Source organism: Candidatus Methylopumilus universalis, from assembly GCF_006365315.1.
In the GTDB taxonomy this organism is placed as follows: Bacteria; Pseudomonadota; Gammaproteobacteria; order Burkholderiales; family Methylophilaceae; genus Methylopumilus; species Methylopumilus universalis.
In genome coordinates this window covers 690,025-702,828 of the sequence record NZ_CP040968.1, presented here as the reverse complement: position 1 = coordinate 702,828, position 12,804 = coordinate 690,025, and the positions used below count along the sequence as shown (strand labels likewise).

Annotated in this window: 14 protein-coding genes; 9 read left to right on the top strand and 5 right to left on the bottom strand. The window is 36.9% G+C overall.

What is annotated here, in order from left to right; translation table 11 throughout:
• Window position 1: 1 nt before the first annotated feature.
• A complete protein-coding gene (gloB, locus tag FIT79_RS03800; protein WP_139871570.1) occupies window positions 2-727 on the bottom strand; it encodes a hydroxyacylglutathione hydrolase in 726 nt (241 codons plus the stop codon).
• Window positions 728-770: 43 nt separating this feature from the next.
• On the opposite strand from gloB, the gene FIT79_RS03795 reads away from it, so the two are divergent.
• Genes FIT79_RS03795 through dnaQ form a run of 3 tightly spaced genes read left to right on the top strand, consistent with a single transcriptional unit; the run spans window position 771 to window position 2,610 of the window.
• Window positions 771-1,484: a class I SAM-dependent methyltransferase gene (locus FIT79_RS03795; RefSeq protein WP_139867774.1), complete on the top strand. Its 714-nt coding sequence runs from the start codon at window positions 771-773 to the stop codon at window positions 1,482-1,484.
• Entirely contained in the window at window positions 1,481-1,930 is a 450-nt protein-coding gene (rnhA, locus tag FIT79_RS03790) for a ribonuclease HI (RefSeq protein ID WP_420886371.1), read from the top strand. Before FIT79_RS03795 ends, rnhA begins: the two co-directional genes overlap by 4 nt.
• Window positions 1,930-2,610, top strand: a complete 681-nt coding sequence (gene dnaQ, locus FIT79_RS03785) for a DNA polymerase III subunit epsilon (RefSeq protein ID WP_139875668.1) — start codon at window positions 1,930-1,932, stop codon at window positions 2,608-2,610. The genes rnhA and dnaQ overlap by 1 nt, the downstream gene beginning before the upstream one ends.
• A gap of 6 nt (window positions 2,611-2,616) precedes the next feature.
• Here the strand turns inward: dnaQ and queD are convergent, their stop codons facing one another.
• Entirely contained in the window at window positions 2,617-3,054 is a 438-nt protein-coding gene (gene queD / locus FIT79_RS03780; protein WP_139867771.1) for a 6-carboxytetrahydropterin synthase QueD, read from the bottom strand.
• A 73-nt stretch (window positions 3,055-3,127) separates the two neighbouring features.
• Window positions 3,128-4,357 (bottom strand): M48 family metallopeptidase, encoded by a 1,230-nt coding sequence (locus FIT79_RS03775; RefSeq protein WP_139875667.1) that lies wholly within the window; start codon window positions 4,355-4,357, stop codon window positions 3,128-3,130.
• Between the two features lie 100 nt (window positions 4,358-4,457).
• Here FIT79_RS03775 and orn point away from each other — a divergent pair, with 100 nt between their 5' ends.
• Together orn and crcB are read left to right on the top strand one after the other, a co-directional pair.
• Window positions 4,458-5,006, top strand: a complete 549-nt coding sequence (orn, locus tag FIT79_RS03770; RefSeq protein WP_189340310.1) for an oligoribonuclease — start codon at window positions 4,458-4,460, stop codon at window positions 5,004-5,006.
• A complete protein-coding gene (gene crcB, locus FIT79_RS03765) occupies window positions 5,003-5,386 on the top strand; it encodes a fluoride efflux transporter CrcB (RefSeq protein ID WP_223254700.1) in 384 nt (127 codons plus the stop codon). The genes orn and crcB overlap by 4 nt, the downstream gene beginning before the upstream one ends.
• On the opposite strand, the gene FIT79_RS03760 is transcribed toward crcB, so the two are convergent.
• A complete protein-coding gene (locus tag FIT79_RS03760; protein ID WP_139871566.1) occupies window positions 5,379-7,712 on the bottom strand; it encodes an Rne/Rng family ribonuclease in 2,334 nt (777 codons plus the stop codon). The two genes, crcB and FIT79_RS03760, sit on opposite strands and share 8 nt — an antisense overlap.
• Window positions 7,713-8,104: 392 nt before the next feature.
• Here FIT79_RS03760 and FIT79_RS03755 point away from each other — a divergent pair, with 392 nt between their 5' ends.
• From FIT79_RS03755 to sppA, 4 genes are read left to right on the top strand one after another with little or no spacing between them, the layout of a single operon-like run.
• Window positions 8,105-9,094 carry an RluA family pseudouridine synthase gene (locus tag FIT79_RS03755; RefSeq protein ID WP_139870367.1) on the top strand — a complete coding sequence of 330 codons (990 nt, stop codon included), beginning with the start codon at window positions 8,105-8,107 and terminating at the stop codon, window positions 9,092-9,094.
• Window positions 9,091-9,744, top strand: a complete 654-nt coding sequence (locus FIT79_RS03750) for an HAD family hydrolase (RefSeq protein ID WP_139867763.1) — start codon at window positions 9,091-9,093, stop codon at window positions 9,742-9,744. Before FIT79_RS03755 ends, FIT79_RS03750 begins: the two co-directional genes overlap by 4 nt.
• The gene (locus FIT79_RS03745; protein ID WP_139870366.1) at window positions 9,741-10,088 is read left to right on the top strand and encodes a Rieske (2Fe-2S) protein; all 348 of its coding nucleotides are present in this window, start codon (window positions 9,741-9,743) and stop codon (window positions 10,086-10,088) included. Before FIT79_RS03750 ends, FIT79_RS03745 begins: the two co-directional genes overlap by 4 nt.
• A gap of 21 nt (window positions 10,089-10,109) precedes the next feature.
• Window positions 10,110-11,084, top strand: a complete 975-nt coding sequence (gene sppA / locus FIT79_RS03740) for a signal peptide peptidase SppA (RefSeq protein WP_139875666.1) — start codon at window positions 10,110-10,112, stop codon at window positions 11,082-11,084.
• A 10-nt stretch (window positions 11,085-11,094) separates the two neighbouring features.
• Here the strand turns inward: sppA and pgi are convergent, their stop codons facing one another.
• On the bottom strand, window positions 11,095-12,747 hold the full coding sequence (gene pgi, locus FIT79_RS03735; RefSeq protein ID WP_139870364.1) for a glucose-6-phosphate isomerase: 1,653 nt from the start codon (window positions 12,745-12,747) through the stop codon (window positions 11,095-11,097).
• Window positions 12,748-12,804: the final 57 nt, after the last annotated feature.

Here is a 12,804-nt window from a genome sequence, read left to right as displayed (position 1 = left end):
ATTAATATTGATCTTTGAGATCTCTAAGCTTCTTAAATGCTTCAAAAGAAGTGCATTTTAAAAAAGGGTTTGTTTTTAACTCCTCCTCAAGAGAGGATGGAATGGTATTTTTTACATTAGATAGAAGTTTTTCTCTTGATTTGAGATTTACATCATTTGGATTAAGTGACAAGGCAAATGCAATATTTTTTTTAGTGTATTCGTGCGCACAATAAATTTTTGTGCTTTTGGGTAGTGCGCTAATTTTTTTTAACGAGTTATACATTTGCTCATGGGTTCCATCAAATATTCTTCCACAACCACAGGCAAAAAGTGTATCGCCGCAGAAAAGGTTTTTCATATCGTAATACGCGATATGACCTTGGGTATGCCCAGGAATTTCAATTATTTTATAGTTTATTTGAAGCTCCGGAATATTAATTTCGTCCCCATTTTTAAGGCTTATATTGACAAAGTCATATTTATCTTTTTGTGGCGCAAAGATCTTTATATGTGGATATTTCTCTTGAAGTGCGATAACACCGCCAATGTGATCGGCATGATGATGGGTGATTAAAATAGCGACTAGATTTAGTTTTTCTCTCTCCAAGGCACTTACGACGGGCTTAGCATCACCTGGGTCAACAATAATACTATTTTGATCGTTATGAATTAACCAAATATAATTATCTTGAAAGGCTTCAATGGGATCTATATGAATTAATTGATTTTCTTTGTAGCCTGTCATTTGTATTCATAGTAAAGTATTTCGATCATTATAAGATACATTTATGCCTAAAATTTCACCACAAGAATGGTTTAAAAGCCCCTTAGGCCAATATTTACTTACGTTAGAATATGATTATATAAATCCTGTGGTCATGGATACGTTTGGATTTTATGCGATTCAAATGGGTAATTTCGATATTGACTTTCTAGATCAATCACGCATTCAAAATAAGTTTTCATTAAACTCAAATCACGCTGATTTAATGACGTCTAACGATGCATTACCTTTTGATGAAGCATCGGTAGATTTACTTATCGCACCCCATATACTTGAGCAAATGGTCGAGCCTTATGAGTTGCTTAAAGAGATCCATCGAGTTCTTATGCCGGAAGGGCGTCTCATCATTACTGGATTTAACCCAGCGAGCTTATGGGGTTTAAAAAGACTTTTAAGTTTTGATATTGATTACCCTTGGAATACAAAATTTATATCACTTAGTAAGATTAAAGAATGGCTTCCTATTGTGGGATTAGAAATGGCTGAAGGGAAAATGGGATGTTATGTTCCCCCTATTCAGCAAGTATCATGGTTAAAAAAAATACATGCTATAGAGAAACTAGGAGATCGATGGTGGCCTATGTTGGGAGGTTTTTATTTTCTTGTTATACAAAAGAGAGTGCATGGTATGACGACTATTAAACCTTCATGGAAAAAGAAATTGATTAAAGCGCCGGTGTATTCAGCACAAAAATCCAGAACTTTCAAAGTCAAATGATGAAGCCTGCAATTACCATATATACAGACGGTGCTTGCAGAGGTAATCCTGGAGATGGTGGATGGGGTGCATTATTAATCTCTGGAGCTAATGAGAAATCTATATGTGGCGGTGAAAAAGATACTACAAATAATCGTATGGAGCTATTAGCTGTAATTAAAGCGCTTGAAATCATTAAGCAGACTTCAGAGATTAAAATATACACGGATTCTACTTACGTGCAAAAAGGAATTACGGAGTGGATCCATACATGGAAACGTAATCATTGGAAAAATAGCAGTAAGAAAATTATCAAAAATATAGATTTATGGCAAAGACTTGATGAATTGGCTTCCGGGCACGTTATTGAGTGGCTTTGGGTTAAAGGGCACGCAGGTCATGATGGAAATGAGAAAGCTGATCAACTAGCAAATCAGGGCGTTGATAACTTATTGAAAGGGTTATAGTGAGACATATTTTCTTAGATACAGAAACAACTGGCTTATATGCAAATCAGGGCCATCGAATTATTGAGATCGCAGCGGTTGAAATCGTAAATCGCCGACCCACAAATAATTCTTTTCATTTTTATTTGAATCCAGACAGGGAAATAGATCCTGCAGCTCAAGAGGTTCACGGTATTACTCTAGATTTCTTGCAAGACAAACCAAAATTTACAGAAATAGCTTCTGATTTTATTGAATTCATAAAAGATACAACGCTCATTATTCATAATGCGCCATTTGATGTGGGTTTTATTAATATGGAACTTGGACTAATAGAAAGACAGCCTATTGAAAACGTGGTCGCTAATATTATTGATACGTTAAAAATGGCAAAGGATATGAGGCCAGGCCAGCGAAATAGTTTAGATGCTTTATGCCGTTTTTATAATATAGATAATTCGCAAAGAAGTCTCCACGGTGCCTTACTGGATGCACAACTTTTAGCTGAAGTTTACCTTGCTATGACTCGCGGACAAGAAGATCTAATGATTGATTTTCAATATAGTGGAACAGATATTGCAGGAGAAAAAAATACTCATCGCCCCGCCAATCTTTTTGTTCTTAAAGCAAGTGACGAAGAGCTTAAAAGTCACGAAGCTTATTTGAATAAAATGAAAGGCGAAAAAAAGCTTATTTGGTAATCTGAGTTATATAGCATCAGCCCAGCTGTTGGGCGTTTCATACATACGAATTTGTTTTATTTTAAGTTGGCCATCAAAGCGTTTATTAAATTCACTATTTAAAATTCGGTGAGCTTCTGATGCCATATTTTCTGCTGTTGGTACAACTGGAAATATAACGGTTTTATGATCTGGTAGTGTTTTTAAAAAATTCACAATCTCTTTATCGTCTTGATAAACAATGAACGCATGATCCCAAGGCTCAACTACTAAATCCTTAATGATTTGCTTTACATCAGAGAAATCAATCACCATACCAAAGTCTGAACTTTTTCTGTCGTCATGAATAGGGCCCGTAACCGTGACCTCAATTGCGTAACGATGACCATGTAGATTTTTACAGTTACTTTTGTGATTGGGTATGCGATGCCCCGCATCAAATTCTAGGCGTGTTGTAATATCCATTTTTATAAGCGCTGTGCCATAAAGGTATACGACATTTTACCATTGGTGCTGTTAAAAAAGCTTCCTTGAAATGTTACAGTCTTGCAATACGCTGTAATGCAGGGGGGTGAGAGTCATAAAATGCCGAATATAATGGATCAGGCGTTAAAGTTGATGCATTATCTCGGTAAAGTTTAACTAATGACTCTTTAAGATATTTTGCGCTCGAGTGAGTTTTAGCGTAGCGATCAGCTTCAAATTCATTTTGCCTTGAATAGAATGCCATGATAGGCCTTATAAAAAAAATGAAAGTGGGGCCAACCAACATAAAAAGAAGTAAGGCGCTACCATTTGTTGGCTCGCTAATACCCAGCGCATGATAAAACCATGTTTGATCTTTTAGATAGCCCAAAATTGCAAGGCCAATAAAACTTACAACGAACATCATTACAATTCTTTTTTTAACATGATTGTGATGAAAATGCCCAAGCTCATGAGCCAGGACAGCTTCAATTTCATTGTGATTAAGACGTTCTAAAAGCGTATCGAAAAATACGATACGTTTATTTTTGCCAAAGCCTGTGAAATAAGCATTCCCATGGTTACTTCTTGCAGAACCATCCATGACAAATAATCCTTGAGACTTAAAACCACATTTTTTTAATAGCGCAATAATTTTAGTTTTTAAGGTCTTATCTTTGAGAGGTAAGAACTTATTGAAAAAAGGAGCGATCCAAGTAGGGTAGATTGCAAGAATTAAAAGATTAAATAAACTCCAAACTGCCCATAGATAAAACCACCAATAGGCCCCAGCATTTTGCAGCATCCATAATGCAACAAATAAAATAGGCAGACCAAGACATAAGCCTAAAATCATCTGCTTATAAAGATCTGAAAAAAATAGTTTCTTTGTCATGCGATTAAAACCAAATGCTTCATCAATCTTAAATGTTTTGTAGTAATTGAAAGGTAGATCAATCAGACTGGTAACAAGCATGACACTCAAGATTAGTGCAATATCTTTTAAGAGGGGCGATGAAATTGAATCAAAAAGATGTGAGATCTCACTAATCAATCCTCCTAGAGTAAGAAGTAGAAGCAATGAAGCTTGGATGATTGTATCTTTTGAACCTAATTCACTTTTTGCGATTGCATAATTTGCAGCTTTTTGATGATCTTTAAGAGTGATATTTTTTTTAAACGCATCAGGGACTTTATTTTTATGATTGGATACAAAGTTAATATGTCTTCGCGCAAGCCATAGATGAATGCCTGTGCTTAAAGTAAGAACAGCAATAAAGGTGTTGCGTAGTATTTCGTCCATAATGTCTCTGAATTAAGTTAATATTCTAGTATTCTGTATGAAAACAATCTTGCGTTGTAGATTGTTTCACTCAATTAGTATTATTTTAATGGAAATCATGATGAGCTCTTCGGACGATAATTTAATATGGCTTGATATGGAAATGAGCGGCCTTAATACCGAGACCGACAAAGTACTTGAAATAGCAACTGTGGTGACTGATCCCCATTTAAATATTATTGCAGAAGGCCCAGTCATTGTTATTCATCAAACAGATGAGATATTGAATGGTATGGATACATGGAATCAATCTACCCACTCAAAATCAGGGTTGATTGAAAGAGTTAAAAAGTCGTCTTTTGATGAAAATTACGCTTCAGAAGCAACCATTGAATTCTTAAAAAAACATATTGCACCCAATAAATCTCCGATGTGCGGCAATTCAATCTGTCAAGATCGACGTTTTATGGCAAAGCATATGCCCAATTTGGAAAGTTATTTTCATTATAGAAATCTAGACGTCAGTGTTTTTAAAGAGCTTTCGCGTCGATGGAGACCCACACTCTATCAAGGCTTTAAAAAAACAAGCAAACATGAAGCCTTATCGGATATATATGATTCGATCGACGAATTAAAATATTATCGAGAGCATTTCTTAAAATTATCTTGAAAAATTTTTTATATATAGGTTTTGCTGCAGCTATGGGCGCATGGAGTCGTTGGGGCATAGGTATTTTATTAAATACCCTTCATCCGATATATCCGATGGGCACATTAACAGTTAATCTTGCAGGCGCATACTTAATGGGTATATCGATGGGGGCTTTTGAACTATTTAGTGACTTAAGTCCAGATTTGAAACTTATTATTAATATAGGTTTTTTAGGGGGACTTACTACATTCTCTGCATTTACTGCTGAGATTTTTCAGTTACTGCAAAAGAATGAGCTTGTCGCCTCACTCACTCTTATTGCACTTCATGTCGTTGGGTCAGTATTAATGGCTTACCTTGGTTGGTTATCAGTAAGCTTCATTAAACAATCTATTTAGTAGATTTTTTCTTTGCAGCTTTTGTTTCAACCATTACGATAGGCTCATCTTTAGCTTTTTCTTTCTTTTGCCAAGCAGCTGTTTTCTTTGGCGCTACTTTTTTCGGCTTTTCTTCTACTTCTTTTGCAGCCTTAGGTTTTGATTTAGCTTTTGTTTCTACAAGCTCAAGACCGATTGCCTTTAGGTCAACTGGCTTTTCTTCTACTTTTTTTCTAGGCTTGGGAGGAGCAGGTTTTTTCGATGCTTCAATTGGCTTAGACTCTGTTTTTGTTACTTGACTAGGTCTTGCTTCAGCAGCAGATTTATTCAAAATGGGTGCCTCTTGAGATGCTAAAGCTTTTTTCTCAAAATCATTTGGACCCTGATTAGATCTCGCACCACGATCTTTATTAAATCGTCCGCGATTATTGTTTCTTCCTCGTTTATTATTATCTTGATTCGGTCTTGAAACTGGAGGAGTTACTTTTTCTGAAGCTGAACTTACATCCGTTTCAGAAGGCTGAATCTCTCCTTGAGGTTGCTTTTTATTGTGCTGTTTAAATTTCTGATTACGATTATTACGTCCTCGATTATTATGCTGCGGTCTTGGACGATTGTTTTCTGTTGCTTCAGAAACTTCCGTTTTTTCTTCACTAGAATTTCCAGTGCTTTCATCATCACCAGCAATCAGATTTTTAAAGAAGCCAAATAATGTTTTATTTGGCTTGCCTGAACCTGACGGAGCAGGGGTGTCAGGAATGATACCTTTTACTAAAGGCTCTTGTTTTGGTTCATTAGATGCCTGTTTATAATTTAAGACTTGATTGCCCTCGTTAAGTGACTCCATCATTTGATAGCTTGGCTTAGATTGATTTGCAAGATCCTCTTGCTTGGCGCTTGAGATGGAATAATTTGGAGACTCAAGATGTTTATTAGGGATTAATATAATTTCAACTTTTAAGCGTTGTTCAAGACTAAAGATATCTGAACGTTTTTCATTTAAAAGGAATGTAGCAACTTCAATTGGTAATTGAGCTGAGATAGTTGCATTATGTTCTTTCATTGCTTCTTCTTGAATCATACGAAGAATATGTAATGCTGATGATTGAATATCTCTAATTGAGCCCGTGCCATTACATTTAGTGCATATACTATTACTTGACTCGCCAATACTTGGACGAAGTCGTTGACGCGAAAGTTCGAGCAATCCAAAACGCGAAATTTTGCCTGTTTGGACTCTTGCGCGATCGTGATGAAGCGCATCTCTAAATCGATTTTCTACTTCACGTTGATTTTTTTGGCTTTCCATATCAATAAAGTCAATTACAACTAGACCGCCCAAGTCGCGAAGCCTTAATTGTTTAGCCACTTCTTCAGCAGCCTCAATATTGGTATTAAATGCGGTGTGTTCAATATCACTTCCTTTAGTAGCTCTTGATGAGTTCACATCAATAGAAACAAGAGCCTCTGTATGATCAATCACAATAGCGCCACCGGAAGGTAATCTAACTTCTCTTGAAAAAGCAGATTCAATTTGATGTTCAATTTGGAAGCGGGAAAATAAAGAAACCTCATCTTCGTAGAGTTTTACGCGGTCTACATAATTTGGCATCACATGATTCATAAATTGTGTGGCTTGATCATAGATCTCTTGCGTATCGATAAGAATTTCACCTATCTCAGGATGGAAATAGTCTCTGATGGCGCGAATCACAAGATTGCCTTCTTGATAGATCAGGAATGCGCCTGATTGACCTTGAGATGCTTCAGCAATTGCTGTCCACAATTGCTTTAAATAATTTAAATCCCATTGCAGTTCTTCAAGAGACGAACCTACGCCTGCTGTTCGACCAATGACACTCATGCCTTCTGGAATATCTAAGTTTGAAATATGATCGCGGAATTCATTACGTTCTTCGCCTTCAACACGTCTTGAAACGCCTCCGCCATCAGGATTGTTTGGCATTAATACAATGTATCGTCCTGCAAGAGAAAGGTAGCTTGAAAGTGCAGCCCCTTTATTGCCTCGTTCTTCTTTTGTGACCTGAACGATAATTTCTTGACCTTCTTCAATAACGTCTTGAATGCGAGGGCGATTTTGAGTTGCATCTTTAAAATATTGCGGAGAAATTTCTTTGAAGGGAAGAAAGCCATGACGCTCTGTACCATAGTTTACAAAAGCAGCTTCAAGTGAAGGTTCTACACGAGTCACAATGCCTTTATAGATGTTACTTTTCTTTAAAGCGCGACTTCCACGTTCAATATCAAGATCGATTAATTTTTGACCATCTACAATGGCAACACGCAATTCTTCTGATTGGGTTGCATTAAAAAGCATACGTTTCATTATCTAAAACTCCTACAAGTAGGTTTTAAGATAAAGAATGTATTTCAGCTATTCAGGTGCACATCTAACCTTAAGGAAGGTTAGTATTTCTTAAATTAAAACTTTTTCTATTCAAAAAGTTTTTTAAATTATTTACTTAGTCACAGATCTTATTCGTAAGATTGTTGAGCAAAATATTTATGAATCTTTGTTATGTACATGTGCAATAAAACTAAAATATTCTTTAAATTTTTAAACCTTGTTTCAAGGCCGCTACTTAAAATAAGGCGAGCGGAAAAAGCCTTAGTAATTTGTTGTCACGGTATAATTCAGCTTAAATCATCTCTTCAATTCAATTGATTAAGAGAGACTGAACACATCTAGTATAGGGTATAAACCCAATTAAACAAAATATGACGCAAAACACAAACACTAAAAATATTTTTTCTCATGAAAAAGCCACATTTGTTATTGTGGACGAAGCAAGTGAAACACAAAAAATCGATAACTTTCTCTTAAAAATTTTAAAAAATGTGCCTAAAAGCCATATTTATAAAATCCTTAGAAGCGGCGAGGTGAGAGTGAATAAAAAGCGAGTCGATACCACTTATCGTCTTCAGATAGATGATGAAGTAAGAATTCCTCCTATCGCTGTTGAAGGAGAAAGAGCGCCACACGTTATTGAGCCCAAACAACAACAAACGGCTTGGTTAGACACAAATGTTATTTTCGAAGATGACGCGTTATTGGCAATTAATAAGCCAAGTGGCTATGCTGTCCACGGTGGCAGCGGCCTCAACTTTGGTGTTATAGAACTGATTCGTCATGCAAGACCTAAGGCTAAGTTTTTAGAGCTCGTTCATCGTATTGATCGAGAAACTTCCGGCATTTTATTGATTGCTAAAAAGCGGTCGGCGCTCGTGAATATGCACGACATGATGCGACATAATCGCATTGAAAAAAAATATACCATGATGGTTGAGGGAGAGTGGACTGACCCCAAAAAAACAGTCGAACTTCTGCTCAAAAAAACATTCACCCAAGGGGGCGAGAGGCGTGTCAATGTGACTGAGGATGAAGATGATAGCCAAAATCAAATGAGCAAAACCATTTTCTATTTAAAAAAATCTTTAGGGCCTTACACCCTCCTTGAAGCTAAGCTTATCACTGGCAGAACCCATCAGCTAAGGGTTCAACTTGCGCATCTAGGCTTTCCTATTTTAGGAGATGATAAATATGGAGATTTTTCCTTAAACAAGGTGCTCCAAAAAAAGGGCTTAAAACGGATGTTTCTTCATGCATTCTCTATGAAAATGAAACACCCCTTAACTGAGGAGCCTTTGGAGTTAAAAGCCCCTTTGCCACGGGAACTTGATGCATTTTTAAGTCAACAAGCTATATGAAATCACCACGTTTTGATTTAGTAATTCTAGACTGGGATGGCACAGTAGCAGATTCGACAGGCATCATTGTGGATGCCGTTATTTCAGCAGCCGAAGGCGCTGGCGTTATAGCACCCCCCAGAGCTTTAATTTTAAAAACTTTGGGTCTAGGTTTAAACCAATTATTACTTAAATTGTTTCCTCATTTATCCTCTGAATTATTAGAGAAAGTGGCTGAAGGTTACCGCTCGCATTATCATGCAAATGAAGGCAATTCATATCTTTTCGATGGGGTAAAAGAAGGTATTGAGCGACTTTATCAGCATAAATGTAAGCTCGCTGTTGCTACAGGTAAAAGCAGAAAAGGGTTGAAGTTTGCGTTGCAAGATACTGAATTAAATAGATATTTTTTATCAACTAAAACTGTCGATGAGTGCTTTTCTAAACCCCATCCTCATATGGTAGAAGCTATTTTAGAAGAAACTCAGATTCCAGCTAACCGCGCAGTGATTGTAGGTGATACTCACTACGATCTTGAAATGGGAAAGAATGCACATATTCAAACTATAGCAGTGACTTACGGAGCTCAGCCTAAAGACGTGTTGTTGAGTTATGAGCCTTTGGCTTGTTTTGACTCTTTTAATGAAGTTGTAGATTTCTTGTTGTCATGAGTGCAAACGTAAAAATTGAAATAGATAAAAAAGATTTTCAGGGTGAAGGCTCAACCGTTAAATTTGAATATCAAATAGCCTCTGCAACGCAATCAGGTTTTGTAGTTCTTTTTGAAGGCAAGTACCATGCCTATCTTAATCAATGCCGGCATATGCCAATTGAGCTTGATTACAAGCCCAATGAGTTTATGGATGACCAAAAAGAATGGATTGTATGTTCTACGCATGGCGCCATATACCATCCTGCTTCTGGAGAATGTATTTCAGGTCCTTGTCGCGGTGAAGCTTTACAAAAATTAAATGTAACAGAATCAAACAATGTATTATGTGTTGAAATTATTTAAAGCATTTATGGAGCATAGCAAATGGCAGTGAGAAAAAAAACGACAAGCAAAACAAATACGCATTGGGAAAGAGAGGCTTTAGAAAAAATTGCGCTTTCAGCTTTAGGTGAGCAAAAAATTGCAAGGCGCTGGGGTATTTTTTTCAAATCCATTACATTTTTATATCTTTTTGTGCTTTTGTTTTTTGCATTTGGCGCTACGCATACCAAAGGCGGCTCTAGCAACCACGCTGCATTGATTGAAATAAATGGCGTGATAGGTGAAAAGGATGAGGTTAATGCAAAAGACTTTTTCGAGAGCATACAAAGGGCTTATGACAGTCGCGGCACAAAAGGCATTATTTTAAAAATTAATAGCCCAGGCGGAAGTCCTGTGCAAGCAGGAATGATTAATGATGAAATTAAACGACAAAAAAAATTACATCCCCATATTCCTGTTTATGCTGTAGTAGAAGATATCTGTGCTTCAGGTGGTTATTATATTGCTGTGGCTGCCGACGAAATTTTTGTGGATAAAGCGAGTATCGTAGGTTCTATTGGTGTCCTTATGGATGGCTTTGGTTTTACAGATACCATGAAGAAAGTAGGGGTTGAACGACGACTTATGACAGCAGGCTCAAACAAAGCCATGCTTGACCCTTTCTCTCCAGTTAATTCAAAGCAACAAGCTTTTGTTCAAGAAATGCTAAATCAGGTTCACCAACAATTTATCCAAGTGGTAAAAGATGGCCGTGGTAATAGACTCAAAGACTCCCCAGACACATTTAGTGGTCTTTTTTGGAATGGTGAGGCTGCAATTAAATTAGGGTTAGTTGATAGTTTTGGTAATTACGATTATGTTGCGCGTGAAATTATTAAAGTTGAAGAGGTAGTTGATTTCACGACTTACGAAGGTTTTGCTGATCGTTTTGCACGTAAATTTGGTGCAAGCTTAGGCTCTTCTATGAATGAATCTTTACGAACAGCTATATTAAATCAAAAATTAATTATTAAATAATATCAACAGGTTATAGATATTTTTTAATGTAATTAATTAATCCATTTGTAGAGCTGTCAAAGTCATGTGTAGGTGTTTTTTCAGACAGTTTAGGTAAAACTTGTTTTGCAATTTGCTTGCCATATTCCACACCCCATTGATCAAATGAATTGATATTCCATATGATGCCCTGGGTGAAGATCTTGTGTTCATACATCGCAATAAGTTGACCCAAAGTCTTTGGGGTTAGTTTTTGAAAAAGTATGGATGAAGTGGGCCGATTACCTTCAAATGTTTTTTGGGGGATAAAGCTTTCAATATCCTCCCCTTCGAAGCCTTGTTTTTCAATCTCAGTTCGCGCTTCATCATATGTTTTCCCTAGCATGAGGGATTGTGTTTGCGCAATAAAGTTTGAAAGCAAGATTTTGTGATGCTCATCACCGTCTTTACCTATCTTATAATGGGATTCTATAGGCATGATGAAATCAGCAGGAGCGATTTCAGTACCTTGATGCAGGAGTTGATAGAAAGCATGCTGGCCATTGGTGCCGACCTCACCCCAGAGCACAGGGCCTGTATGAAAGTCGATGTGCTCGCCATCGCGATTGATAAATTTACCATTACTTTCCATATCTGCTTGTTGAAGATAAGGTGCGAGTTTTGACAATCCTTGATCGTAAGCTAAGATTGCATGGGTTGAAAAGTTGAAGAAATTAATATTCCAAATACCTAGCAATCCCATCATCATTGGAATGTTCTGTTGTATGGGCGCTGTTTTAAAATGCTCGTCCATTTCAAATCCACCCTTAAGTAACTCTTCAAAGCTATCCATACCAATATATAGCGCGATAGAAAGCCCGATCGCAGACCAAAGAGAGTAACGACCGCCTACCCAATCCCAAAACTCAAACATATTTTCTGTGTCGATACCGAATTGCGATACAACATGTTGATTTGTAGATAATGCAACAAAGTGCTTTTTAATATGTTGGTTATCTTTTGCAGCCTTGAGAAGCCAATCCCTTGCTGAATATGCATTGGTCATTGTTTCTTGCGTTGTAAATGTTTTAGAGGCAATAATAAAAAGTGTTGTTTCTGGATCACATTTTTCTAATGCCTGGGAAAGGTCAGCACCATCTACGTTAGAAACGAAATAGGGTGTAATAGTTTTTGAGCCGTAAGGTTTCAAGGCTTGGCATACCATAGCAGGACCTAAATCAGAACCGCCTATGCCGATATTAATAACACTCGTAATTGCTTTACCAGTGAAGCCTTTCCATTGACCTGATCTTACATCTTCGCTAAAACGTCTCATTTTTTTGAGTACATTTTTAACTTTAGGCATGACGTCTTCGCCATCGGACATAATAGGTGTTTCATTTTGATTACGAAGTGCTGTATGAAGCACTGCACGATGTTCAGTGGAGTTTATTTTTTCGCCTTTAAACATACGATCTCGCCAACCTTCTATATCAGCTTCTTTTGCAAGCTTAACTAAGAGGTTGATCGTCTCTTTTGAAATCAGATGTTTTGAATAATCTAGAAGTAAATCATTAAACTGAATATGAAATTGATCAAACCGAGTAGCGTCTGATTTGAACATCTCGCGGAGTGAAATGGGTTCGATATCTTTTTTATGTTGATTTAGCGCTTGCCAGATAGGCGACTGATTAATTTGCGACATGTATAACGTTCAACTCAAGGATTTAATGATGAAAATTTCAATATAGCCGCTCATTAT

Coding starts and splice junctions, on each gene's coding strand:
- gloB (WP_139871570.1), bottom strand. CDS start 727: ATGACAGGCTACAAAGAAAATCAATTAATTCATATAGATCCCATTGAA.
- FIT79_RS03795 (WP_139867774.1), top strand. CDS start 771: ATGCCTAAAATTTCACCACAAGAATGGTTTAAAAGCCCCTTAGGCCAA.
- rnhA (WP_420886371.1), top strand. CDS start 1,481: ATGATGAAGCCTGCAATTACCATATATACAGACGGTGCTTGCAGAGGT.
- queD (WP_139867771.1), bottom strand. CDS start 3,054: ATGGATATTACAACACGCCTAGAATTTGATGCGGGGCATCGCATACCC.
- FIT79_RS03775 (WP_139875667.1), bottom strand. CDS start 4,357: ATGGACGAAATACTACGCAACACCTTTATTGCTGTTCTTACTTTAAGC.
- orn (WP_189340310.1), top strand. CDS start 4,458: ATGAGCTCTTCGGACGATAATTTAATATGGCTTGATATGGAAATGAGC.
- FIT79_RS03760 (WP_139871566.1), bottom strand. CDS start 7,712: ATGAAACGTATGCTTTTTAATGCAACCCAATCAGAAGAATTGCGTGTT.
- FIT79_RS03755 (WP_139870367.1), top strand. CDS start 8,105: ATGACGCAAAACACAAACACTAAAAATATTTTTTCTCATGAAAAAGCC.
- FIT79_RS03750 (WP_139867763.1), top strand. CDS start 9,091: ATGAAATCACCACGTTTTGATTTAGTAATTCTAGACTGGGATGGCACA.
- FIT79_RS03745 (WP_139870366.1), top strand. CDS start 9,741: ATGAGTGCAAACGTAAAAATTGAAATAGATAAAAAAGATTTTCAGGGT.
- sppA (WP_139875666.1), top strand. CDS start 10,110: ATGGCAGTGAGAAAAAAAACGACAAGCAAAACAAATACGCATTGGGAA.
- pgi (WP_139870364.1), bottom strand. CDS start 12,747: ATGTCGCAAATTAATCAGTCGCCTATCTGGCAAGCGCTAAATCAACAT.